The sequence below is a fragment of the Clostridium sp. 1001283B150225_161107_B6 genome (assembly GCF_015556325.1).
Lineage (GTDB): Bacteria > Bacillota > Clostridia > Lachnospirales > Lachnospiraceae > Enterocloster.
In genome coordinates, this window is sequence record NZ_JADNMD010000001.1 from 1,104,968 (window position 1) to 1,130,867 (window position 25,900).

Consider the following 25,900-nt stretch of genomic DNA (forward strand, 5'->3'; position numbering starts at 1 on the left):
GGAACACATGATACAATATCAGTTCCTGTACGGCGGACATTTGATGCTGCTTCCGCGATGGCCGCCATCCCGGTTACAGCCATGCGCTTACCATCCAAAGTATTCTTTTACATTCCTGTAGCAGATGCCTTCTATCACATCCTTCAGGTATTTTTCACCGGAGAAATATTCCCCCCGTTCCACCAGCTCCCCCAGATAGCTGCAAAGGCAGCGGCGGTACAGCTCATGGCGCGGATAGCTTAAGAAACTTCTGGAGTCCGTAAGCATTCCAACGGACAGGCTCAGGGGATACAGGTTTCCCGCCCCATTAAACTGCCGCATAATGCCCCATGGCTGGTCATTAAACCACCAGGGAGCCCCCAACTGGACCTTTCCCCTTACCGCGCCGCCGCAGAAGCCTGCCGCCAGAATGGCAAATGGCTCCATCTGCGCCGGATTAAGGGGGTACAGAATGGTCTTTGGCAGCTCATCCAGCTCTGTCAGCCGGTCCAGTATATGCCCCACGGATTTTACGGCCGTGGAATCGTCCACGCAGTCAAAGCCGGTGGACGGCCCTATTTCCCTCACCTTTCTGTGATTGGCATCCAGATAGGTTCCGATGTGCAGCTGCATCACAAAGTTGTATTTTTTGTAAAGCTTTGCCATCTCAATGATAAATGCGGATTTATACCTGCTTATTTCTTTCCGTGATAAGTCCTCCCCCATCAATGCTTTCCGGAATACATCCTCCACCTGGTCCGCAGTGTAATCCTCCCACGCAATATCGGCAATGCCGTTGTCGCTGACCGTTGTTCCGAATTCCGCAAAGCAGGCTAGACGCTGTTCCAGGGCTCCCATCAGGGAGGGGAAATCCACGATTTCCTGCCCGGCTGCCCCTGACAGTATTTTTATATAATCCGGAAATGTCTTCCACTCGCAGTAAAATGCCTTGTCAGGGCGGAACGCTGTGAGTATGCGGGTTTTAAAGGCAGCAGCCTCCTTCATTTTCCAGTGGTATTCCAGGCTGTCCGCCGGGTCCTCCGTGGTGCTTAAAAGCTCCACCCCGGACCGTTCCATGCACCACCTGGGCGTCATGTGAAGCTCCCTGATTCTCTGGTTGGTTCGCCGGTAAATCTCCTCTGCATTGTCCGGCCCCAGGGGCTCCTCAATATCAAAATACCGTTTCAGCTCCAGGGCGCACCATATATAGAGGGGGTTGCCCGCAAGACAGGGCATAATCCGGGCAAATTCCATATATTTTTCATAGTAGCTCCTGCTGCCGGTAATATAGTCCTCACCAATTCCAAATGTACGCATAGCCCTCCATTTATAATGGTCATGGGCCAGCCACATTTCCCCCAAATCCTCAAACTCCCTGTTTTCATAGATTTCCCTGGCCACCAGATGGCAGTGGTAATCCACTATGGGCAGCTTCTCCGCATAGCTGTGGTACAGCCTGCTTCCCGTGGGGTTTGTCAAAAGAAGTTCCTCTGAAAAACAATCAGAACCCAATCAGAGCACCCCCATCCACAGGCAGACAGGTGCCTGATATGTATCCGGCCGCATCACTGCACAAAAACACAGCAGCCATGCCTATATCCGTCACGTTTCCCACCTTCTGCATGGGAATCCGTCCCAGGATTTTTCCAAGACGGACCGCGTCCCCGTCCGTGGCCTTGCGGAACATAGGCGTGTCAATCCATCCCGGGGCAATGGCATTGACCCGCACCCCGTAAGGACCCCCTTCTGTTGCCAGGGTGTGCACCAGGCCCAGATAGCCTGCCTTGGCCGTGGCATAACCCGCCACCTGGGGCTGGCCAATGTAGCTGGTCATGCTGGCCTGGAACAGGATGCTTCCCTTCCCCTGCTCCTTCATATGGGGAAATAATGCCTTTGTCAGTGCGAAAGCCCCTACCAGATGTACATTCAGCACATTGACGTAATCCTCCACCGTCATGTCCTCAATGTATTTCTTGCAGTGGTTTCCGGCATTGTTCACCAGGATGGACACAGGTCCCTGTTCCGCTATAATCCTGTCAGCCATCTCCCGGGTGTGGTCCGTGTCCGTGATGTCAAACTGGTAAAACACAGCCTTTCCCCCAAACTCCTTTAGGGCTTCCTGTCCCTGCTCCCGGCTCTCATAGCTGAGCACCGCCACCTTTGCCCCAGCGCCCACCATGCACCTGGTGATTGCAAGCCCCAGTCCGGTGGAGCCTCCTGTCACGATTGCAGTCTGTCCTTCTAACGAAAAATAACTACCTGTATCAAACATTGCCTATGCCTCCTGCGCATTTTTTAACTACGTCCCTGTCCTGATATTTATATGGTATGAAATACTCCTTATGGCCCAGCGCCTCGCTCTTGCTTTTTGTGCCGGAAGCCACCTCTGCCACCAGTCCAAGCAGGGCTTCTGCCATCTCATCCTGGGTGCAAAGCCCTTCCAGCACCGGTCCCGCGTCAAAGTCCATGTCCTCTTCCATGGCCTTATAGGTGGCTGAATTGCCCGTGATTTTAATGCAGGGGGAAACGGCAGAGCCCACCACATTTCCCCGGCCCGTTACCAGAAACACAATATGGCTGTGACAGGCAATCAAATCCATCAGTCCCTCGTTGTCATTGGGATTGGTGATTCCGAACTGCATCCAGTATGGGTCGGGCGTGGAATCTAACAGCCACAGACCGGGGTGGGGCGGCTTCATCCCCACCTTAAGGACTCCCTGTATGGGCCTGCTTCCGCTCTTAACAAGGGCGCCCATGCTCTTTTCCTCAATGGTGGACAGCCCTCCTGCAAAGTTGCCCGGGCTGACCGAATACTGGCGCACGGATTTACAGTATTCCAGGGCCTTATCGTATGTATCCCCTATCTCCTGCCTGGCTTTTTCATCTGCAGCCCGTCCCTCCAGCAGCTCCTTCAGACCGACGGCCTCCACGATTTCCTCAAAAACAGCGGTCCCTCCCATGTCGGTCAGCCGGTCGTACAACCGTCCCACCACCACATTTCCGGCCAGTCCGCTGGTGTAATCAGACCCCCCGCACTCTGCCCCTATGATTAAATCCCTGATTCCCATGGGCCTTCTCTTGGTTTCCTTCAGCTTTTCCCGCATCCGTCCCACGGCGGCCAGCCCCTTTTCAATGGTTTTCCTGGTTCCTCCCTCCTGCTGGATAAACATCCAGGCAGCTTCCTTTCCCTCTTTTCCGGCTATATCCGCCAGCCATTCCGGCTGCACATACTCGCATCCAAGACCTACGGTCAGAACAGCCCCCACATTGGGGTGGCGTATCAGGGCAATCAGAAGGCGCACCGCATATTCGTTATCCGTGCACCCGGAAAAACCAACCACCTCTGTTTCCGGGTCCCCTGCAAGTCTTACGATTTCCCTGGCCACAAAGGAAGCGCACTCCACGGTGTAGATGACCAGCACCTTGTTGCGGATTCCCATTGCGCCGTTATTCCTCACATAGCCCATCCAGCTGTATTCCTTCTTAAGGTTATCCATCCGCCTGCCTCCTACTCATATCTGGTATCCTTAGGCGCTCCGGTCATCACGTCCAGGTGGCTGGAACGCTCATCGTACACGCTGCGGATATTGTGAAGATGGACCCATTCTCCGGCCCTTATGTCCTTTACAGCCCTGGCAATGCGGACCCCGTATTTAATGATATCCTCCCCGGCCGCCATGTCCCGGAGAGCAATTTTATGGCCCTTTGGAATCTTCTGTACAGCCTCTGTCTCCGCCCTGCACACATCGCCCAGAAGCCTTACCGGACCGGGAGGCAGCTCCTCCAGAGCCGTGGCCACATTGTCTATTTCTTCAATCTGAAATGCCCGCTGTCTTATCTCCATTGTTTCATCCATCCGGCTGCTGTCCCCCTCCTCTACAAAATACCGAATTTTGCAAATGCATCCGTAGCGCTCATGCCTTCCTCGATGGCCTTCCTCACGGTCTTTTCCCCGGCAGCCTTTTCCAGGGCTTTCTCCAGTACCTGGTCCGCTGCTTCTTTTGGAATAACCAGGACGCCGTCCACATCTCCGAAAATCAAATCCCCGTCGTGAATCCTCACCTGCCCTATCTCGATATCGCACCGAAAATCCACTACCTGGGTGCGGACGCTGGAATCCTGGGCATAGCAGCCGCAGGAAAACACAGGCCAGTTCTGGGACAGCACCTGGGGCGTATCCCTGTGCCACCCGTTTACAACAGCGCCGGCCGCCTTCCTGGTCCTGGCCGTGGCGGTCAGAAGTTCCCCCCAGTAGGCGCAGCGTTTGGTTCCGCCGGAAGCAATGTATATCTCGTTTTCCTCCAGCTGGTCCAGCGCCTCTGTCAAAAACCCAAAGGGCTTTTTCTGGGGGCCGTACACATCTGTCATCAGCACGGTCATGGCCTTTCCCGCCAGCTTCATATCCTCCCGCAGGGGACGGATATCCTGGGGCAGAAACTGGTGATAATATCCCAGTCCGTCCAGTATGTCGCCTACCACGGGCGTGTAGAGTTTTTCCTTCATCAGGGCAAATTTCTCATGTTCATCATTCCACAGCTTCATTCTATTTCCTCCTATTTAACTGCAGCCGTGCAGCTGCGCACCCACGCCTCCGCGCACTGGCAGCCCTGCGCAGCCTCCCTCTGTCAATAACCGAAACTCAGCGCTCCGCCGTCCACAGCGAAATCCTGGCCCGTTATATACTCCGACTCATCCGACACCAGGAACTTTACCATGGCGCCGATATCCCTGGGATTCCCGAAGCAATGGACCGGCATCCGGGCCAGTATTTTCTGCCTCCGTTCCTCGTCCATGACCCTGCGGCTCATCTCCGACGGAAACCACCCCGGCGCTACCGAGTTTACATTGATATCATCCTGAGCCCATTCCACCGCCAGCCCCCTTGTCATGGACAGCACGGCTCCCTTGCTGGTGCAGTAGGGCACCACCTCCGAGAATCCCAGATGGGCTGCCATGGAAGTGATGTTCACGATTCTGCCCCTGCGAGGCGACTGCCTGAGGTAGGGGTAGCACAGGGTGCAAAGCTTAAATACGCTGCTTACATTTACCCGGAGCACTGTTTCAAAGTCCCCGTCCGACACATCCTGGGCCAGACTCTTCACTGTGATTCCCGCGTTATTTACCAGGAAATCAATGCCGTGTTCACGGCCTATTTCTTCTGTTATCTTCTCCATCGCCTTATAATCGCTTACATCTGCCGCCATATGAATGACCCGTTCATGGCTGGCTCCGCCATCCGCCTTAGGCCTGCCGCTCCGGCTTACGGCGTATACCGCAGCCCCTGCCTCCGCCAGAACATTGGCCGTGGCAAACCCAAGCCCGCTGGAGCCGCCTGTAATGATTCCTGTTTTTCCCGCCAATTCCATCATTCAAATACCTCCGTCCGGTAGGAGACGCAATTCCGTTCAATCAGCTCCCAATCCAGCTCCCCGCCGATTCCCGGCTTATCAGGAACCGTAATCATGCCTTTATCATCAATGGGAAGAAGTCCTTTCATGGGAAACATGAAATCCTCCTCCGGCACAAAGTACTCAAAATATCTGCAGTTGCGTATGGCGCAGGAAACATGGAGGTTGACCAGGTCCATGTAATTCATGGTCGTGGTATGAATCTCGCACTGCATTCCAAAGCTTTCCGCCAGATGGGCGATTTTCAGGGTTCCGGTGACGCCGCATTTCCATGATACGTCCGCCCTTACAATATCCGCCGCCTTCTGGTTAATGACCTGGGCCACGCCCCAGTGGCAGCCTCTGGTTGTCTCCGTGGCGGCAATGGGGATATCCAGGGCAGAGCACAGCTGGGTATATTTATTCAGTTCAAAATCACGGAAAGGCTCTTCCAGCCATTCATATCCCAGCTTTTCCAGATGCCTTCCCACCCGGATTGCCTCTTCCAGGGTATATTCCGCCACAGGGTCGCTCATAAGCTTCATGTCCGGCCCCACTGCCTTGCGTATGTTCTCATGGATTTCCATATCCAGCTCACAGGGACCGGAGGGATGGGCCTTATAGCAGTTGATTCCCCTGGATTTGTAGTAAAGGGCTTCCCGCACATATTCCTCCGGGTCCTCATGGAACAGGCCGCTGGCATACACGGGCAGGGTCTGCCGGTAAGCGCCAATGTATTGATAGAGAGGCAGTCCTGCTGCCTTGGCGCAGATGTCCCACAGGGCCGCATCCACCGGCCCCGGCAGATAGACAGGGAAAAATGTGAGGTGGCGGTCAATGTTCCACAGCTCATGCCATATCCTTTCCCGGTCATAGGGGGATGCGCCCAGAACCACCGGGGCAATGTTATCGTGGAGATAGGTTTCCGTCACCCGTCCCGACCGCGCTGCCAGGGCTGTTGCGATTCCCTCGATTCCGTTATCCGTGGTCAGTTTAAGCACTACCACATCCCAGTCCATGCTGCTCTTGCCCTTGCGCTTTTCATCAAACAGGCATTTGCTGCGTTTTACCCACCAGGTCTCAAATTTAATGATTTTCATGCGCTGTCTCCTATCCTTTCACTGCCCCTGCCATGATTCCCTTGATGAAATATTTCTGCATGGACAAAAAAATTGCCAGCACAGGAATCAGGGACAGGATAATGGTTGCTGTTAATGTACCGTACTGCCAAGAGGCCGCTTCATCCCGCAGAAAGGTAATACCCACTGCAAGGGTCTGGGACTTAGCCGTGGTGCACAGGGTTCTGGCATAGGTAAATTCTCCCCACACCGAAATAAACGTCATGATGATGACCGTGGCAATGCCAGGCTTCACAATGGGAAGCATTACGCGGCTGAAGGTCTGCCACTGGCCCGCCCCGTCTATCCTGGCTGCCTCCATCATCTCATTGGGAACACCGTTAAACTGCCCCCTCATAATGAACACGGACATGGGCAGGTTGGTGGCGATATACGGAAGTATGAGTCCCAGTCTGGTATCAATCAAATCAAAACGCGACTGCATAATATAAATCGGTATCAGATAAATGACATAGGGCAGCGTAATGATTAACAGAACAAAGCCCAGAAACAGGTCCCTGCCCCAATACTGGAACTTGGAAAATGAATATCCCAGTGTGGCTGCAAACAGCACATTGAACAGCACGCTCCAGAAGGACACCACAACGGAATTGGAGAAATACTTAAAGAAATTTCCCAGCTTTGTAAAAATGCCTGTATAGTGCCCTGCATAGGGATTAACAGGAAGAAAAGTAAGGACTGACGAGTATATCTCTTCATCCGGTTTCAGCGAGGTAAGCATCGTCCATATGAAAGGGATGATAAAGATAAAGGATATGATGAGCAGCAGTATGAACACGGTTATATTGCCTGCATTTTTCTTAATATTCATACCCTGTTCCTCCTTTGTCCTGTCTTTTTCCGCTTCACTTCATCCTCATCCTTTGTCCTGTTGATGTAAAGATTGATACATGACAAAATCAGGATAACGGCTCCCATAAAATAACCGATGGCAGACGCATAGCCCATTTCATAATATTTAAACGCGTTCATCCATGTATACTGGTAAAGAACCAGGGTGGATGTGCCCGGTCCTCCGTTTGTCATGACAAATGGCTGTTCAAATACCTTCACGGACTGGATGATGGCCCACAGGCCGCAGATTACATAGCTTTCCTTCAGATTCGGCAGAATAATCCTGAAAATCCTCTGGAATGCGTTGGCTCCGTCTATCTTGGCGGATTCAATGATGTCCGACGGAATGCCTGCAAGACCTGCCATGAAAAAGATTACAAGCATCCCCATATTTTTCCACAAGCTGACTATCACTATGGAAAACATGGCCCACTTTCCCTCTCCCAGCCAGTTATGGGCCCAGGAATCCAGGTGCAGCACCTCCCTGAGCACGCTGTTGAGAAGGCCGTACTGATTATTTAAAATCCACTGGAAAATAATACCGGTCAGGGACAGCGGAACCACCATGGACACGAATACGCAGGTCCGGAATACTCCCGATCCCCTGACGCCCTTATCCAGAAGCATGGCAATTATCAGGGAGATAATCATGATGGACGGGAAAAACAGCAGTGAGAATACCACTGTGTTTTTCAGCGAATCCATAAAGTACGCATCCGTAAACATCTTTGCAAAATTAGAAAGGCCTGCAAATACCGGTTTTTTATCAAACGCAAAATTGTAATTGGTAAAGCTCAGGTAAAGCGAGCGCACCAGGGGATATCCCATGTAAACAGCCACAAATATAACCCCCGGAGCGGCAAATGCATAGCCGGGCAGCATCTTTTTCAGCTGTACGCCCACACTTCTTTTATTCCCCATATTCCACCTCATCCTAATTCATCTGGAACCAGCAGGAAAACCGGCCAATGGTAATGCTGTCATTGGACCGGCCTGCTGACTGATTTTATTTGTTCATTCCTGTACTCAGGTCAATGGTCGTCATGAACTTACTCATATTGGCAGAAAAATCATCTACCGTGGAATCCCCTGAGAGCATCTTCTGAAGCTCTATCTGCATATTGGTATCCAGCTTTGTGTAATCCTTGTACAGCGGAGGGGTGGTTGCTTTTTCCGTAAAATCAAGAACAGTTGGCCAATATGGGTTATCCAGCTCCTCATAGTGGGCCTTCATGGGCGACATTTTGCCGTAGGAGTTCATGGAGTCTGTCTGGAACTGTTCCTGGAGCAGCTTATCCTGAATGAACTTAATGGCCAGCTCCTGATTTTCAGATGCCTTTGGAATCACAGCGCCGTGTATGTAAGAAACAGAACCATTGGCGTCAGTGCCCGGTATGGGCATAACGCCCACATTCTCCGCCCCCAGAAGTTCTCCGGCCTCAATCCACCTGGAAGCCGGAGCAATGTGCATGGCCACTCTTCCCGCTTTAAAGTTTGTCCTGTTGGCGTCAGCGTCCGCAAATACATCTGTGGTGGTGTATCCGTCCCTTACCAAATCCTGCCATACCTGGAGCATGTTCTTCACAGGCCCGGCCGTGAAATTCAGCGTGTTGCCGTCCGCTTCGTACAGACTTGCATTGGTTCCCATGATACATGCGTCGTATGCCTTTACCGCCATGTTATTGCCCCAGTCAATGGCCAGGCCGGTCTGCCCGTCCTTTGTCAGGTTCTTTGCGTATTCATACATCTCATTCCAGTCTGCCGGTGCAATGACAGAGCCGTCCTCCGCTATGTAGCCGGCCTCCTCCATCATGGGAATGTTCACCACGCAGCCCAGGACCTCACCCAGCAGCGGAATCATGTACTGTACCCCGTCTGCATTTCCGCTTTCCAGAAATGAATCAATGAACTTATCCCTGGTATAATCCCCGTTAAAGAAATTTTCGTCCGTAAACTCCACCACGTAATCATTGGCAGCATAAGGAACTGTCTCGGAACGGTCGCCTCCCAAGGCCAAATCGCAGTTTGTCTTTCCCTGGGACCACTCCAGCATGCTGGAGGTCACGTCCACATTGTCCACCTGGTTATAGACTACTTTCACGCCCGGATTCTCTTCCTCAAATTCCTTTGCAATCCTCTCAAAATCATACTTTCCCATCATCCACGCCTGAACCGTTACCCGCAGGGTCTGCTGGCCTCCCGCCTCCTTTGTGCCGCTGTCAGAGGACTTCTCCGCCGCGGTTCCCGAGCCGGATGAGGAAGAACCGCAGCCCCACAGTACGGATGATGCCATGACGGCTGCCAGTGCCAGAGAATATGCTTTCCTTGTTTTCATAGTAAACCTCCTGATACTTTTTAGTGAAACGTTTCCCTTATCGTGTTCTTATCTTACTATATAATTCGAAGGGTGTCAAGATATCAAAGGGGATTATTTTGTCATTATTGCATAATTTAAGAGTAGTTTTTTGCTATTCTATTGTGTTATTAACATGTTTTTAACAGGTCTGTCCGGCGAGGCAGATGCAGCGCATGTCTATTTTGTCGAATCATTTGTCGAAGTAACGTTTCCCTATTTTTGTGAAAATATCATAAACCTCAAACGCAAAAAAACGGCCGCCCCAACCGGGAAGCCGTTCAGCCTTACAGTCAATATGAAATTCGTATGGAACTCAGGTCCGCATGTACTGCATATCCTTTATATTTTCCCAATAATAGTTTACATTGCTCTTAAATATCAGTACTATCTCCACCCTGCGTACCTTTTCCGCCGGCTCTTTGTCCATAAGCAGGTACTCATAAAGCATCTTGATAGCAAGATAAGCCTGTTTATAGGGGTCCTTGAACACAAGGTTGGTGAAGGTGCCCTCCTTTAAGGCCCTCACGGTCTCATCAAACACATCGCTTGCAATGACTGGAATCTTACCTGCCTGCCCGCTTTTCTTAAGTGCCCGGTACAGGACGGCGCTCCCCCTGGAAAACACACAGCAAATCAGGTCCGGAGGACGATTCTCCAGAATATCCTGTACGGTTTTATCCAGATGGTCCAGTTCATAATAGCCGTATAAATCCTCAATGGAGCATTCCTTTTTTTCCTGTCTCATATATTCATGGAACCCTTTTGCCACCAGATAATGGGAATCCTTATAGGGGTCCCCGGTCATCAGGAGAATACGTTTTCCCCCGGCCAATAGATTGCATGCCTGCTCCGCCATCAGCTGTCCAGCCGCGTAATAGTCCCCTACCACGGTTCCCAGATGGCCGCACCGGTCCTGGTCTTCCGTCACAAAGACCACGGGCATTCCTTTCTCCGTGAAATACCGGACCGCGCAGATTCCCTTTTCGTCTCCCGGCGGAACCGTCAGAATGCCATCCAGCTCCTCCCCGTTCTTCACCCTTTCGCACAAATCTTCCAGGGTCCGGGAAAGCGCTCCCTTTTCATAGGCAAGCTCCTGAATCTCCAGGTTATATTCGCTCTGCTCCGCCAGATATCTTCTGTACCCCTGCCAGATATAGCTGTAGAAATATTTGCTGTCCTGGTCCAGCCCGGGCAGGCATACTGCTATTTTCATATGTTTCCGTTTCAGCATGGAAGCCATGGCGTTCAGCCTGTAGCCGTTTTTCTCTGCATAGGATACTATTTTTTTCCTGGTGGCCTCACTCACTCCGGGCTTTCCGTAAATTGCTTTATGGATTGTATTAAGGGACACATTAAAATGCTGTGCCATATCCTTCATGGTTATCTGTGATTTCATGTGGTTTTCCTCGTTTTCTCAACAGGTCAGATTATAGTTAAAACAAACCTTAAGATATATCTTATACAATCCTCCGCTTTTTTTCAAGTCTGGCGGCAGCAAATCTGTTTTTATTCCATCTGCATCAGACATCCCATGAAAAGAGGAAAATTCTGTCTGGTATCTATAATCATATAGAAAAACGGCCTGTCAAGGAAAACCTCCTTTGGTTCCTCCGTCCGTATGGCGCTGCCTTCCGTCATTTCAACGGCTGTCACTGCCCCTGCCTTTGTTCCCTTTTCATCCACATCAATCCTGGTCTTATGAATCACTTTGCTTATATAAATATTTCCATTATCCCAATGGGCCATGGATGAAAAATCTGCATTCCTGCTGTCAAATGCATCCTTCATGCCTGATTCCATCAGGGACTGGTTGAGAACCACACTGTATTCCACCGTAAATCCTGGAATCCTGGCATAGACGGTTTTATTCCGGAATTGTCCCAGAAGGTCTGTCAGCCCGTCTTCCTTTACCTTCTCCAGAAGTTCGTCCATCTCCACCCCCTCATTGGGCAGGATGGCGGCAAAGGCATACGTGCTGTCCCCGTATGGTTTCATGAATCCGGTCCCGTACGCAGTCTCGAGATAGGCTGCCTCCGTGGAATACATGAACTTTGCAGGCTGCAGCTCTCCGTTTTCCCCGCGGAACTTCCCTTGGTGTATCTGGTCCTTTTCATAGATTTTCTGCCATTCCCCGTCAAAGGACAGCGCATTGACCAGATACATAACAGCATCCCGGGGCGGCGCTTCCTCCATCAGCTTCTGAATCATACCGTTGGTTTCCCTCCTGACCCAATTGTTGATGTCATCCTTTGTGCCTGTGTCAAAGGGGGCTTCAAATATGGACGCATGATAGTAATTCCTGCTGGTTTTAAGAAAATCCTGATTTATGGTCAGGCTGCCGCTGTCCCTGAACCATATGGAATTGGCTATATTGACCTTGTGCTTTTCATTGTCAGGCATGGCATCCGTATATGCCTTCAGATAATCATTGAGGACAGCTGCGTCCGTACCCATCATCTGTTCCATTTCCATGCGCGTGTCCCCCTCTGCCCCATTTGCAGTCATCCCCAGGGCTGAAACAATGGAAAGGGGCGAAATCAGGCAATTGTCCTTGGACAGATTTTCCTGCATCAGCTCCAGGGAAAATTCCGTAAGTTCTTTTCTGGGATTTATGGGTTCATAGGATGAATCCATAATATCTGCTGTAACCACTTTTTCCTCCGGCAGGTTCCCTGTAAGCTCCCGGGCGCCCTGATGGAGACGGTTCGAAGCGCATCCGGTTGTGAGTACGGACAGGAAAATGACGGCCCCAAGCCATGCGCCTGCTGAATGATTCTTCTTGGTTTTTCTTGACTGTTTCATGTTTTCCCTCCCAATATAATGGCTGCGTCAGAGATTAGGTCTTTGCATTGCTTCAGAGCCAGAACGGGTATGCAGCATACTGAATTTCCAAGCCCAACGGAAAGCCTACGATAACTTTACCATATCCTGCCACGTTTTACTTTAATCCCTGCTTACGGTTCTATGTTTTTTCGCTGAAGTTCTTAAGGGGTTTCTGTTCGTCCGATTAATCGGCTGAAAATAATTTACGGCATAAAAGGCGCTGCCTATGGTTGCAATGATTGCAGCAATACGGCAGCACCTTCTGGCGTAGTTTGACTTATTTAGGTGGTTTGGCATCCAAAGCCATTCTTCTCATTGCCGGAGCCGTGTCCTTTACTCACGGGACTACTTCCTTTTATAGCCGGCTTCTTCATTTCCGGAGCTGTTTTCTTCACTCCCTGAACCGTTCCCCTCACTTTCCGGACTGTTTCCTCCATTTCCAGAACCGTTCCCTTCATTTTCAGAGCCGCCTCCTTCACTTCCAGAGCCGTTCCCTTCATTTCCTGAACCGTCCCCTTCATTTCCTGAACCGTTCCCTTCACTTCCAGAGCCGTTCCCTTCATTTCCAGAGCCGTTCTCTCCAGTTCCAGAACCGTCCCATTCATTTTCTGAACCGTTCCCTTCACTCCCAGAGCTGTTCCCTTCATTTCCTGAACCGTTCTCTTCATTTCCAGAGCCGTTCTCTTCATTTCCTGAACCATTCTCCTTATTTCCTGAACCGTTCTCTTCATTTCCGGAGCCATTCCCTTCACTTTCTGAACCGTTCTCTCCATTTCCTGAGCCATTCCCTTCACTTCCAGAACCGTTCTCTCCATTTCCGGAACCGTTCCCCGTATCCCCGGAACCGCCATCCTCAGTTCCGGAACCGTTCTCCGCGTCCCCGGAACCGCTGTTTCCGCCATCAGGCTTCACGTTTCCGGTTCCATCCTTTCCATTTTCAGCCTCAGCCTCAGCATTTTCAGGCACAGAATCAATCACTGTGTCTTCTGCCGGTTTCTGTACGGCTACCGGTATTTCTACCGGTGATTTGGCCTTTTCCTTCTCTTCCGCCGTGACAATGAGAAGTTTATCTTCATACCCTTCTGCATGCAGGGTCAGCTCATATATCCCGGCTGCTTTGAATTCACTGTATGTAAATCCTTTTGACCAGAATCCGCTGACTGCCAAATCCCCTGCTTCTATTTCAGTGCTATCGCCCTCATATTCCACTGTCATTCCGGTGAATGCATTCAAATATGTTTCCTCGCCGTAATCCGAAAGAAGAATTTTCACCCTTCCGCCCTCTGTTATGCTGATTTCATCCACAATGCCGTTGCCGTACGCAGTGTCGTCTATTCCCACACAAGGCGGAACCTCTTTTTCAACATCCCCATTTCCGGGCACGGTCACAACCAGGACCTTGTCCTCATATCCTTCTGCATGCAGCGTTAATTCATATGTCCCGCTTTCCTCAAATGAATCCCATATGAAATATTTACCCATAAAACCTTCAATCCCAAGGCTGTCCCTGTGGTATGCCCAATCCTCGTCCCCATGATGCAGTGTCATGCCTGTAAAGGCATTCAGATATGCTTCGTCACTCCAGTCAGACAGATTAATCTGTACCTTCTGACCTGCTTCTATCTCCGCTTGATCCAGAACGCCATGGCCGTATACATTGTTATCAATGCCAACATAAGACGGGGCCTCTTTCTCCGCTAATACAGCATCCCTGATTTCAGTACTCAGAACCTTATCCAGGTACCCCTCTGCCTGAATTGTAATAACATATGTACCTGGCTGCTGAAAATAACTGCCCGGAATCTCGTACTCATTTTTATCCCAGTTAGTAAAATGATTTCCTTCCACAGGAATGCCATTTACCAATACCGCCGTCATCTTCTCTCCGTAAGGCGAGATGGCAGATGTTCCCGCATCCAAGGAAATGGTGACAGGCTCACCAGGCTTGCAGGTCTGGTCTGGAGACAGTTTTACATATTCAGGTGCCGGAGCGCCTGTCTGGTCCAAAATCTCCAGCTGGGATAATCTGAACTGAAGTATATCATCATTAAACCCGCTGGCGGACAGGATTACCGTGTATAAGCCGTCCTGGCTGTCCTGACTGAACAGCTTACTTCTCAGGGTGAGGATATTCTCGGTCAGATGGTAATCTCCGTTCCTGCCGCCCACTTGTGAATCCGTAAACAGGGATGTTCCGTTGAGGGATACACCTGTCAATGCAGACGCATGTTCAGAGGCAAGTCCGGAAATCACCACATTTCCATCCTTATCCCTGACAATCTCATAACTGCCTGTGTTTTCCTTTGTGATTCTCACCTTCACCGATGCAGGTGCATAGCCGTCCCCATATATGGTAAGTGTGTGTTCCCCATTTCCAAGAGGCGCATTTACCTTCACGGTAATGGTATTATCCTCCCGGCTGACTGTAAAATCTTCCGGTGATACAGGTGCATAGCCGTTCGCAGTCATCCCCTGAATCTTATCCGGCCAATCCCTGTTTCTTTCATCCGGCGTATACCTGATTACAATATCCTGACCCTCATATACCAGGTCAGCTGCCAGGGCCGGAGCCGGTATGCCGGTGGCATCCATGAAACGGTATGTCTCTCCCAGCAATCCATCCTCCAGCATGTTTTTCACATCATACGGACGGTTCACATACACCGCACCGGACGGCGGATTGCTGTAAACAGATTGGAATGTGCGGTATCCGCTTCCCTGAATGCCGCAATGGTTCTTAAAGTATGTATAATCAACCAGTTTATCCTGTCCGTCCTTGCAGAAAGCCCCATCCTTACCCAGTGAGTTCCACCAGCTTATGACCTCTGAGGACTCTGGGGTAGGCATTTCCACTGCTGCCAATATCTTTGCGTTGGCCACCAGGTCAAATTCAAATATAATGTTGCCGCGGATAGCAAGTCCAGAGCTGCCGCCGGAACTGCTGCCGGAACCGCCGCTGCCCGTACCCGGATTGATGCTGGCAGAGGACACTGCATCCAGTCCATAATCTGCAGTACTTAAAATCCGTTCATTGGAATATGTCTCCAGCTGGCTTTCATCACCGCCCCATACCGGATTCTGCTGGCCCGGAAGGGCTGTCTCCAGCACAAAGGTCTTGATATAATCTTCAAACCCGTCCGCTTTAATGACCAGTTCATGGCTTCCCGGCGTCAGCCTGGCGTGGCATTCATTTTCCAGGCGCACCATCCCTGACACCACATGGTAATCCACACAACCGCCTTCCAGCAGGGTTCCGTCCAGATACACCGCATAAATGGGGTTGGTTACCGCATAATTGAATTCCTTCAGCTCAAACAGTAAATCCTGTCCGGCCAGATACTGGAAATCGCCGTTCAGCACCAGGTCCCCTGCCTTGCGTATGGTTTCAATGGTAGTGCGCATATCAGGATAACCCTGGGACTTAATGACAAGATCGTGTTTCTGATTCCGTCCGTCAATGGCCCGACTGGTACCCACAATCTCAATGCTTCCGTTTCTGACCCTGAACTCCAAATCAGCTCTTCCCTCCGCAGACATTCCATAATCTTTCTGCACCTTATAAATATGGCTCAGCCACTCCCTGGCATAATCCGTGTCCTCAACTTTAATGGTTATATCCTCTCCTACCAGAGTCCTTTGGGAATACATTCTTACAGATTCCGCAACATCAGCATCCCCATTTCCCCCGCCGGTGGCAAAGGTGGATTTTCCCGGGTTCATCCTTGGGTTGCCGTCCATATCGTAATTTGTCAGGAAATAGTCAAAATAATCTACGGGACCGGAAGCCAGTACGTATTCCGGTGATTCACCTTCAATGACTCCTGTAAATGGATTTGCGCCCTGCCCAATCCGTACGGTCTGCTTCAGTTCCTCATCTGTTCTGGAAACAGCTGTAACCTCTGACAGCTCTGTGGGATTAACCTCGAATTTCACAATAGTCTGCTCATCATTGACAGGGGAGGGGACAAAGCTGTGTCCGTTCAGGGTGAAATCATAATCGTCCCCGTTTCCCTGCTGCAAGGTCAGAACCCCGTAATAGACCTGCTCTATATTCATGACACCGCTCTTGGATATATAGAATATATCCTGTTGCTCCGGTGGATTCTCCTGTCCGTCATCTGTGCCTGAACTGCCTGCGGATGAATTACCGCCTGAAGGTGAACCGTCCCCCGAGGACGAGCCGTCCCCGGAAGACGAGCCGTCCCCGGAAGATGTGCCGCCCCCGGAAGATGAACCGCCCCCGGAGGAAGATGAACCGCCCCCTGAGGATGAACCGCCCCCGGAAGATGAACCGCCCCCTGAGGATAAGCCGCTCCCTGAGGATGAGCCGCTCCCTGAGGACGAGCCGCTCCCTGAGGACGAGCCGCCCGGCATCGGGTCAGCTGTCAGGGGAACGCTGTTTTCATCTACCCAGGCTCCGCTGGCGTCCACCAGGTATCCGTCCGGTGTCAGTCCATCCGACGCCATGTCCCCGGAAGGATTAAAATAATACCATCTGCCGTCTATGGCCTTCCACCCCGTTACCATGGAACCATCTGACAGAAGATAATACCACTTTCCGTTTGCCTGGTCTTTCAGCCAGCCCTTTGCAAGAGCGCCGCCGGCATCAAAATAATACCACTTCTCCCCGTCCGGTCCATTGGCAATTTTTCTCCATCCCGTGGCCATGGAGCCATCTCCCGCCAGATAAAAGGTCCTTCCGTCAGGGCCGTAGAACCATCCTGTCTGCATGTAACCGGCCCCGTCAAAATGATACCATGTTCCATCCTTATCCTTGAACCAGTTATTCCTAACATAATTTCCGCTGTCCCTTTCATAGCGCCATAGCGATTGATTGGCTCCCGCTCTTTTCCATGACCCGGATTCAGGGTTTTCTGCCCCGTAGGGCACCACAGTGGCTGACAGCATGGATAGTACCATTGCCGCTGTCAGCATTTTCAACTTTTTTCTCTGCATCCTTTTACCGCTCCTCTTTTATTTTGCCCTTAAATTGTATCAAAAATCAAAAAATTAACCTACCATATTGTCGAGGTTAATTATCACTAACCATGAATTAATCGAATATTTTTATCAATTTTGAATATTTAACGCAAATTGACCTCATAGCCGGCTTCACAGAATTGCTCTGCAGGCATCTAATTTCACTTCATACTTATTTGTTCATACTTTTCATACTTTTTTTATAATTTTATTAGCACTCACCTCTTGACAGTGCTAACAATCGTGCTATAATACAGACATAAAGCAAATGAAAACAATCAGTTCTATGAGCGAGGAGGATATAACGATGATGTTAATACCAAGAAGAAATTACGGACTTAATTTATTTGATGACTTTTTCAATGACCCATTCTTTACCAGCGCCTCCGAAAAAAACGAGGATGCCAAGAAGCTTCCGGTGATGCGCACCGATATTCTGGAGAAGGATGGAAACTATATTTTGGAGATTGAACTTCCCGGATTTAAGAAGGAGGACATCAGAGCAGAGCTTAAGGACGGATACCTGACTGTCAGCGCAGAGATAACCAAGTCCAGCGAGGACAAGGATGACAAGGGTACCCTGATTCACAAGGAGCGCTATACCAGTTCATGCAAGAGAACCTTCTTTGTGGGCGAGCAGATTCGCCAGGAAGATATCAAGGCTGGGTTTGAGAACGGTATCCTGAGACTGCAGGTGCCGAAGGATGCGCCGAAGGTGGAAGAGACGCCAAAGTATATTGACATTCTGTAATCATCATTGACAGCCCACACTCCTTTTATATATATATTATCCCTAATAGCGGATGCAGCCGGGAATCCCCCCTTCCCGGCTGCATCCTTTTTGTGTCACAGTAAAAATAAACCACCTGCTCTGCAGGTGGAGGGAATATCTTCAGATAAAAGCAAACTCCTGTGCTAAACTAGATGTAGGTCTGCAAACCACAAATAAAAAAGCACAGGAGGTCCAAAATGGACAATAATAGTTTAGCTCATACAAAATGGGATTGCAAGTATCATCTGGTTTTTGCACCAAAATATCGTAGACAGGTAATCTATAAAGATATCAAGGCAGATGTAGGACAAATCCTTGGGACATTATGCCGAAGAAAAGGGATAGAGATAATCGAGGCACAATGCATGCCAGATCATATTCATATGCTGGTAAGCATTCCACCCAAATATTCAGTATCAGAGGTGGTGGGTTATCTCAAGGGAAAAAGTTCACTCATGTTATTCGAGAAGCATGCGAATCTAAAGTACAAGTAGGGAAACCGTCATTTCTGGTGCCGTGGATATTACGTGGACACAGTAGGAAAGAATACGGCAGCAATAAAGGCATACATCCAAAATCAGATAAAAGAGGACTTGGAATATGACCAAATGTCGATAGTAGAGTACATAGACCCGTTTACGGGTGAGCCGGTGAAGAAAAACAAGAAGTAGGACTCTTAAGAGTCAGTAGGAAGTCAAAGCAAACCAGCAAGCCCCTTATGGGGCAAAGCCGGAGTAAGGAAGCACTGAACATGCCCTTTTAAGGGCAGCTGAGAATGTGGTGCAGCAGGCAGACTTTTCAGTGCGCCTTCCGGGCGCAAGCAGGTAACATCCCCTTATAGGGGCAGAACAAGCCACCGGCTTAGCCGGTGGTCTTGACTTACCCCCATCTGCTTGTCCTCTTCTGTTTGTCCCCTCCTGTTTCTTGTATCATTTATTTTTCTATGCTTTCCACAAAAGCCGGTCGTCCTTGATGGTGGCCAGCACCCGGATGTTCCGTATCTCATCTGCCTCTGTTTCCAGGGGATTCTGTTCCAGTATCACAAAATCCGCCTTTTTTCCAGGTGTAACGGTTCCCTTTTCATTTTCCTCAAAATACTGGTATGCCCCATTGACCGTCACTGCCTTAAGCGCATCCCATACCGGAATGCGTTCCTCCGGTCCCAGCACCATGCCTTCCCTGGTGCGCCGGTTCACTGCGCACCACAGTGTCTCCAGCATATCCGGCATGATAACCGGGCTGTCCTGGTGCAGGGTGAAACGGACCCCTTCTTTTAAGGCCGAGGCCGCCGGACTGATGCGGCCGGCCCGTTCCTGGCCAAAGTTGCGGACATGGATATCTCCCCAGTGGTACACATGGGCCAGGAAAAAGGAGGGGATGATTCCCAGCTTTTTTACCCGTGCCAGCTGGTCCGGCCCCAGAAGCTGGGCATGAATCATCACCGGCCGGATATCCCCCCTGTAAAATCCAGGTTTTCTTCTCTTTCCGTCATCCAGCTCCCGGTATGCTGCCTCCATCTGGTCCATATACTGCTCTGCCGCCATATCCCCGTTGCAATGGGCCAGGAGCTGCATGTCTTCCAGCTCTGCTTTCAGGATATCCGCCTTTACCTGGCTGTCCTCCAGGGTATTATAGCCGCAGTAATCTTCTTTTGCCCCGGGCCCTTCCGGCAGATAGGGCGTCCGCATCCAGGCCGTTCTTCCCTGGGGAGAGCCGTCCAGAAACATCTTATACCCCCCAAGCTTTATATGCCCCTTGTAGTCCTTTATATGGTCTGAAAATGTCTCCCGGATGGCATCACTGTCCCGGATATCCATATAAGAAATTAAATCCAGTTTTAAAAGTCCTGATTTCAGAAGCATCTGGTACAGGGGTATCAGCTGTCCGGCCATCAATCCCTCCTGGACCGTGGTGATTCCGCAGGAAGCATAAAGCTCCTGGGCGCGGCCATAGGCCGTCAGGAAATCCTCTGCCGAGGGCATGGGAATACGGCCCTGGTAACCCACGAATGCATTTTCCTCCATATATCCGGTTGGCAGTCCCTCCTCCATCTCTATAACGCCGCCCTGGGGCGCCTGGGTTTGTCCGGTGACGCCCAGCAGGTTGAGGGCCATGGTGTTGAACACTCCCATATGGCTGGACTGGTGTTTCAGTATGAGCGGGTTCTGAGGTGCTGCCTGGTCCAGCACCTTCCTGCCGGGATGGCTGTGCTCCTTCAGACGGTTGTGGTCATAACCGGATGCCGTGACCCATTTTCCCGCCGGAATCTTCTTGTCCGCAATGTATTGCCGGATACATGTTATGATATCCTCAAAGCTGCATGCCCGGCCCAGGTCTGCCTCCATGGTATGGCTGGCGCAGGCCGTAAAGTGGCTGTGGGCGTCTATGAAGCCCGGCATCATCATCCTGCCCTGCAAATCCAGCCTGCGTGCCTTATCCCCTGCCCGTTCCTTTACCTTGTCCCATGTCCCTGTATCCAGGATTCTTCCATCCTCTGTCAGCACGGCCTCCACCCGGGGACACCTGTCCTCCATGGTAAGAATGGTACCGTTATAGTAAAGCGTCTGCGCCATGTCCTGTCCTCCTGTTCTGTGAATTGACTTTCCCTGTTTTTCTTAGTATAGTACCTATATCACGATTCATAATACCAATATTATCACTAAAAGTATGCACATAAAAGGAGTTTCTTATGATACGCAGGTGTATTACATGGATGAAAAAGCACCCTGTCCTCTCACTCTTTTTCCTGATACTTCTGTATCTGGTGATTGGGGCCACGGCGCCTTTCTGTCACTATAAACCTATTTCCCGGGAAACAAACGCTGCGGTGTCTGCCGCCGGCTTCTGCCAGGAGGGAACCAGCGGCGACCGCGCCATGATACTGGAAACCAACCAGAGCGCATGGGATGAACGGATGCGTCTCATGAACCTGGCCAGGGAGCAAATCATACTGTCCACCTTTGACTTCAGGGACGGAGAGAGTCCCAGGGACCTGATGGCCGTCATGCTTCACAAGGCTGACCAGGGAGTCAGGGTGAAGATACTGGTAGACGGTTTCTCCGGCCTGGTGCGCATGGAGCCCAGCAAACTTTTCCGCGCCCTTTCCAGCCATCCAAACATAGAAATCAGGATTTACAACAAGATGAATCCCCTGCTTCCATGGAAGACCCAGGGCAGGATGCATGACAAGTATGTGATTGTGGATGACTATGGGTATATTCTCGGCGGCCGCAACACCTTTGATTATTTCATCGGCTCCTATCCCACGGATTCCAGAAGCCATGACCGTGAAGTCCTGGTCTACAATACAGGCCACGGGACGGATGAGGGAAGGAACAGCTCCCTGTACCAGGTGGAGGATTATTTTGAGAAGGTATGGAATCTGGATGTAACCGTCCTGTTCCATGACGATGAAAGGACGGCAGCCAAAGCTTCGGTACGGAATGCGGCAGCCATGCTGCGGGAACGCTACAAGGTCCTGGCCATGAACTACCCGGAGCTGCTGGATGACGGGGAGGATTCCGCCGGCTGCAGCGCCCTTCCCGGCCAGCCCGGATGTCCGGCCCTGCCCTTGGATTCCAGTATTAACGATGACGGCTATCCGGCGGGGCCAGACAGACCTGGGAACGCAGATAAGGCGGCAGGCACAGATAAGACGGCGGGCACAGATAAGACGGCAGGCATAGATAAAGCAGACGCCGCGCCCCCTTCCCTCCTTCTGACCGCCAACCAGTCCAGGGCCCTGGATTATTACCAAACCAGCACGGTTCCCACAGGAAAAATCACCCTGGTATCCAATCCCACCGGCATCTACGCAAAGGAGCCTGTGGTCTTCCATACCATGTCCGTCCTTATGAAGAATGCAAAAGAGAGTGTGCTGATACACACTCCCTATGCTATATTCAATGATTATATGTATGAAACCATGAAGGAAATCACAGACCGGACACCGGTAACCATGATGATAAACTCCGTTGAAAACGGCGATAATTTCTTTGCCTCCAGCGATTATCCCTTTCACAGGGATGCATTTCTGGACACAGGCATGGAAATTCTGGAGTATGACGGCGGCCTCTCCTACCACGGCAAATCCCTTGTCATAGACCATGAGCTCTGCGCTGTGGGCTCCTACAACTTCGACCTGCGCAGCACCTACATGGACACAGAGCTCATGCTGGTTATCCAGAGTCCGGAGCTGGCTGCCCTGCTGGAGGAATACATGGCCTCCTATCAGGAGGACTGCCGCCGCCTTCTGCCGGACGGAACCTATGAAATACCGGAACACCTGATTATTGCAGATGTCCCGGTGTATAAGAGAATTGCCTGGAAGGCAGTGGGCTTTGTGATGCAGCCCTTCCGATTCCTTATATAACTTTTTTCTCCCTCCATTTTCCTGTAAGGTAACGGCTGAAGGATATGACGTAATTGGCAATCCACCCCATGGGCACCGCGTACCACACGGCTGCCACGCCCCATACGGGCGCAAAATGGAAGGCCGCATAGACACGTATGGTCAAGTTCACCAGATTTGCAATGGTAAATACCAGCACATCCCCGGAACCTCTGAGGACTCCGTCCGTACACGCCTTCATGCCGATAAACACAAAGAAATATGCAATAAAGGACAGGTATCCCGTGCCTGCTGCAAAGGCTTCCCGGCTCATTCCCTCTCCCAGGAAGGAGGTTATGATGGGACCGTTAAACAGGGCCACTATCACAGCAATGATAACAGCGAATCCTGCCACAATGCCGTAGCTGGCCCTGTATCCTTCCTTCACCCGTTCCATCTTCCCGGCGCCGATGTTCTGGGCCGTGAAGGTGGCCACTGCATTACCCGTTGCAATCATGGGCACCACGCAGATGGATTCAATCCTGCTTCCCGCGGAGTAACCGGCCAGGGCAGCGGAACCAAACCCATTAACCACGGACTGGACCAGCAGCATTCCGATGGATACAATGGACTGCTGGAGAATGGACGGCACCGCGATTCTGGTTCCTGCCTTTAACATGCTTCTGTCATAGAGCCTGAAGCCATCCCCCTCCTCCTGTTCATATCCCTTCAACTTTTTCATCAGGATGCTGAAGGATATCAGGGCGGATATTCCCTGGGCCATGACCGTTGCGATGGCCACGCCGTCTACGCCCATCCCCAGCCAGGTAACGGATATGATGTCCAGTAATACGTTCAGTATGGAGGAAAATATGAGCAGATACAGCGGCGTCCTGGAATCCCCCATGGCGTTGAATATGGCGGCCAGAACATTGTACATGAACAGGAACGGCATTCCCAGGAAGTAGATTCCCAGGTAAAGCTTTGCCTGGCCCATGATATTGGCCGGCGTCTTAAGAGATTCCAGTATGAGCCCGTTCAGGTAGAATCCGGCGCTTCCCAGCAGGATACTTACAAAGAGAAAGGTAATCAGGGCCGTGGAAATGGAGGTTTTCATCTTTCCGTGCTGCCTGGCTCCCAGATACTGGGAGGTCAGTACCGACGCGCCGTTTCCTCCTCCTATGGCAATCATAATGAACACATTGGTCAGGGCATAGGAAGCGCCCACGGCTGCCAGCGCATCCTCGCCCACAAAATTGCCCACAATCATGGAATCCGCCATATTGTAGAACTGCTGGAACAGGTTTCCCAGTATCATGGGAAGGGCAAACATGAGAAGACTTCTTCCCGGTTTTCCCTCCGTTAAATCAATCCGCTTTCTGACCTGTTTACCCGGTTCCCGGCTTTTCACTGCACTTTGGTTCATCTTCTTCCCTCAATCATTCATTTGTATGGATACACGTCTTAAACTCCTCCAGCAGCTCTCCAAAGAAGCCAAGGGCTTCATCCACAGGCCGGGTGGTGGACATATCCACGCCGCAGAGCTTCAGAAGGTCTATGGGCTTCATGGAGCAGCCTCCGCTTAAAAACTTCTTATATCCTTCAAGCGCCCCTGGTTCCCCGTTCATGATGCGGCTGCTGATGGCCACTGCTGCTGAAAATCCCGTGGCATACTGATATACGTAAAACGGCGTATAGAAATGGGGGATTCTCTCCCACTCATAATCAATCTGGCGGTCCACTGTCATGGCAGGCCCAAAATAGTCTGTATTCAGCTGGTGATACGCACTGCACAGACTCTCAGCCGTCAGGCTTTCGCCCCTGGCCGCCTTTTTATGGGCCGTATCCTCAAACTCCGCAAACATGGTCTGGCGGAACAGGGTTCCCCGGAAGCTTTCCAGGAAATGGTTAAGCAGATATGCCTTTTCCTCCCTGCTGCCGGCCTTCTTAAGGAGATGGCGTATCAAAAGAGCCTCGTTGCAGGTGGATGCCACCTCTGCCACAAATATCTTATATCCGGCATAGGTAAAGGGCTGGTTCTTGTCGGAATACCAGGTATGGATGGAGTGTCCCATCTCGTGGGCCAGGGTAAACACATCATTAAGGGTTCCATGGAAATTCAGCAGCACATAGGGATGGCTGCCATAGGTTCCCCAGGAATAGGCGCCGCTTCGCTTTCCTTCATTTTCATAGACATCAATCCACCGGTTATCAAATCCCTGCCTTAACAGGGACAGGTACTCTTCTCCCAGGGGAGCCAGGCCCTCCAGCACAATGGCCCTGGCCTCCTCATAGGTATAACGGCGGTCCGCTGCTGCCACCATGGGCACATACAGGTCGTACATGTGAAGCTCATCCACTCCCAGCACATCCTTTCGCACCTGGGTGTAGTCATGCAGCTTTGTGAGATTTTCCCGCACCGCCTTCACCAGATTGTCATAAACCAGCTCCGGCACCTCGTTGTCAGACAGGTAGTATTCCCGGCTGGAGGCATACTTTTTTGCCTTTGCATAGAACACGGCCTGTTTTACATTGGAGGAAAATGCAGCTGCCAGGGTATTTGAAAACTGCTCATACACGCTGTACAGCCCTTCAAATGCATCCCTGCGTATCCTGCGGTCCTGGTTCTCCATCAGGGAAATGTAATTGCCATGGGTAATCCGGATGCCTTCTCCATTTTCCCCTGTGATAACAGGAAATTTCACATCCGCATTATTGAACATGGTAAAAATCTGGCTGGCGCCCTGGGTGGCGTCGTAGGACTGCGCCAGAAGCTCTTCCATCTCGCCGGACAGGGTGTGGTCCCGTTTGGCCAGAATCATTTCCAATGCCCGTTTGAAATGGATGATTCCGTTATCCGCAGCCATATAAGATTCCAAAAGTTCCCGGTCCATGGCCAGAATCTCCGGCACCAGGAAGGAGCTGTTCTCAGCCGCCCTGTAGGACAGGGTCTGCGCCCTGGAAAACATATCCTGGTATTTCTGCACCGTGGTATCCTCATCGGAGCGCATCCTGGCATAGACATACAGCCGTTCTATGTCCTGGGAGAGCCTGTCGTCAAAGGAAAGACAGCCGTACAGGGTATCTGCGGACTCAGCCAGCCTTCCCTTATAGGAGGCATATTCCTTTATTTTCCCGGAGGCCTCCTCAAACATCTGTTCCCACAGACTGTCCTCCGCCACCATATCCTCCAGTTTCCAGGTATCCTTTACATCTGCTTCGCTTCGTTTATTCATGGGGTACACGCTCCTTTCAATGTTATGTTCAATTGGCACTGTTTCAATTGGTGCTATATAAATT

General features: G+C 51.0%; 18 protein-coding genes and 1 pseudogene. 3 read left to right on the forward strand and 16 right to left on the reverse strand.

Translation table 11 applies throughout. The annotated features are described in order from the left end of the window. Positions 1 to 87: 87 nt before the first annotated feature. The 13 genes from uxaC to I2H39_RS04970 all read right to left on the reverse strand — a co-directional run bounded on the left by uxaC (position 88) and on the right by I2H39_RS04970 (position 17,474). Positions 88 to 1,491 carry a glucuronate isomerase gene (gene uxaC, locus I2H39_RS04910; RefSeq protein WP_195625928.1) on the reverse strand — a complete coding sequence of 468 codons (1,404 nt, stop codon included), beginning with the start codon at positions 1,489 to 1,491 and terminating at the stop codon, positions 88 to 90. Next, positions 1,481 to 2,251 carry an SDR family NAD(P)-dependent oxidoreductase gene (locus I2H39_RS04915; protein WP_195625929.1) on the reverse strand — a complete coding sequence of 257 codons (771 nt, stop codon included), beginning with the start codon at positions 2,249 to 2,251 and terminating at the stop codon, positions 1,481 to 1,483. Before I2H39_RS04915 ends, uxaC begins: the two co-directional genes overlap by 11 nt. After that, positions 2,244 to 3,476, reverse strand: a complete 1,233-nt coding sequence (locus I2H39_RS04920; RefSeq protein ID WP_138305771.1) for a UxaA family hydrolase — start codon at positions 3,474 to 3,476, stop codon at positions 2,244 to 2,246. Before I2H39_RS04920 ends, I2H39_RS04915 begins: the two co-directional genes overlap by 8 nt. A gap of 11 nt (positions 3,477 to 3,487) precedes the next feature. Continuing rightward, entirely contained in the window at positions 3,488 to 3,835 is a 348-nt protein-coding gene (locus I2H39_RS04925) for a UxaA family hydrolase (RefSeq protein ID WP_138305770.1), read from the reverse strand. Positions 3,836 to 3,855: 20 nt separating this feature from the next. Next, positions 3,856 to 4,521: an RraA family protein gene (locus I2H39_RS04930; protein WP_195625930.1), complete on the reverse strand. Its 666-nt coding sequence runs from the start codon at positions 4,519 to 4,521 to the stop codon at positions 3,856 to 3,858. An 83-nt stretch (positions 4,522 to 4,604) separates the two neighbouring features. Beyond that, positions 4,605 to 5,348, reverse strand: a complete 744-nt coding sequence (locus tag I2H39_RS04935; protein WP_195625931.1) for an SDR family oxidoreductase — start codon at positions 5,346 to 5,348, stop codon at positions 4,605 to 4,607. Next, positions 5,345 to 6,466, reverse strand: coding sequence for an enolase C-terminal domain-like protein (locus tag I2H39_RS04940; protein ID WP_195625932.1), 1,122 nt, complete (start codon positions 6,464 to 6,466; stop codon positions 5,345 to 5,347). The genes I2H39_RS04935 and I2H39_RS04940 overlap by 4 nt, the downstream gene beginning before the upstream one ends. A gap of 10 nt (positions 6,467 to 6,476) precedes the next feature. Beyond that, a complete protein-coding gene (locus I2H39_RS04945; protein ID WP_138305766.1) occupies positions 6,477 to 7,316 on the reverse strand; it encodes a carbohydrate ABC transporter permease in 840 nt (279 codons plus the stop codon). Beyond that, positions 7,313 to 8,260, reverse strand: coding sequence for a sugar ABC transporter permease (locus tag I2H39_RS04950; protein ID WP_195625933.1), 948 nt, complete (start codon positions 8,258 to 8,260; stop codon positions 7,313 to 7,315). Before I2H39_RS04950 ends, I2H39_RS04945 begins: the two co-directional genes overlap by 4 nt. Before the next feature lie 85 nt (positions 8,261 to 8,345). Further along, the gene (locus I2H39_RS04955; RefSeq protein WP_195625934.1) at positions 8,346 to 9,674 is read right to left on the reverse strand and encodes an extracellular solute-binding protein; all 1,329 of its coding nucleotides are present in this window, start codon (positions 9,672 to 9,674) and stop codon (positions 8,346 to 8,348) included. A gap of 334 nt (positions 9,675 to 10,008) precedes the next feature. After that, positions 10,009 to 11,091, reverse strand: coding sequence for a substrate-binding domain-containing protein (locus tag I2H39_RS04960; protein WP_195625935.1), 1,083 nt, complete (start codon positions 11,089 to 11,091; stop codon positions 10,009 to 10,011). A 110-nt stretch (positions 11,092 to 11,201) separates the two neighbouring features. Then, positions 11,202 to 12,497, reverse strand: a complete 1,296-nt coding sequence (locus I2H39_RS04965; RefSeq protein ID WP_138305762.1) for a serpin family protein — start codon at positions 12,495 to 12,497, stop codon at positions 11,202 to 11,204. A gap of 366 nt (positions 12,498 to 12,863) precedes the next feature. Further along, entirely contained in the window at positions 12,864 to 17,474 is a 4,611-nt protein-coding gene (locus tag I2H39_RS04970; protein ID WP_195625936.1) for an N-acetylmuramoyl-L-alanine amidase family protein, read from the reverse strand. A gap of 331 nt (positions 17,475 to 17,805) precedes the next feature. Between I2H39_RS04970 and I2H39_RS04975 the strand changes: the two genes are divergently transcribed. Both I2H39_RS04975 and tnpA read left to right on the forward strand, forming a co-directional pair. After that, positions 17,806 to 18,249 carry an Hsp20/alpha crystallin family protein gene (locus I2H39_RS04975; RefSeq protein WP_138305760.1) on the forward strand — a complete coding sequence of 148 codons (444 nt, stop codon included), beginning with the start codon at positions 17,806 to 17,808 and terminating at the stop codon, positions 18,247 to 18,249. Positions 18,250 to 18,467: 218 nt separating this feature from the next. Continuing rightward, positions 18,468 to 18,941 (forward strand): annotated as a pseudogene (tnpA, locus tag I2H39_RS04980) (IS200/IS605 family transposase). A gap of 270 nt (positions 18,942 to 19,211) precedes the next feature. Here tnpA and I2H39_RS04985 read toward each other — a convergent pair. Beyond that, positions 19,212 to 20,843, reverse strand: coding sequence for an amidohydrolase (locus I2H39_RS04985; protein ID WP_195625937.1), 1,632 nt, complete (start codon positions 20,841 to 20,843; stop codon positions 19,212 to 19,214). Between the two features lie 116 nt (positions 20,844 to 20,959). Here I2H39_RS04985 and I2H39_RS04990 point away from each other — a divergent pair, with 116 nt between their 5' ends. After that, positions 20,960 to 22,642: a phospholipase D family protein gene (locus tag I2H39_RS04990; protein WP_195625938.1), complete on the forward strand. Its 1,683-nt coding sequence runs from the start codon at positions 20,960 to 20,962 to the stop codon at positions 22,640 to 22,642. Here the strand turns inward: I2H39_RS04990 and I2H39_RS04995 are convergent. Both I2H39_RS04995 and pepF read right to left on the reverse strand, forming a co-directional pair. Next, positions 22,635 to 24,026 (reverse strand): MATE family efflux transporter, encoded by a 1,392-nt coding sequence (locus I2H39_RS04995; RefSeq protein WP_195625939.1) that lies wholly within the window; start codon positions 24,024 to 24,026, stop codon positions 22,635 to 22,637. The two genes, I2H39_RS04990 and I2H39_RS04995, sit on opposite strands and share 8 nt — an antisense overlap. Positions 24,027 to 24,039: 13 nt before the next feature. Continuing rightward, complete coding sequence (pepF, locus tag I2H39_RS05000; RefSeq protein ID WP_138305756.1) at positions 24,040 to 25,836, reverse strand: oligoendopeptidase F; 1,797 nt, start codon at positions 25,834 to 25,836, stop codon at positions 24,040 to 24,042. Positions 25,837 to 25,900 lie beyond the last annotated feature (64 nt).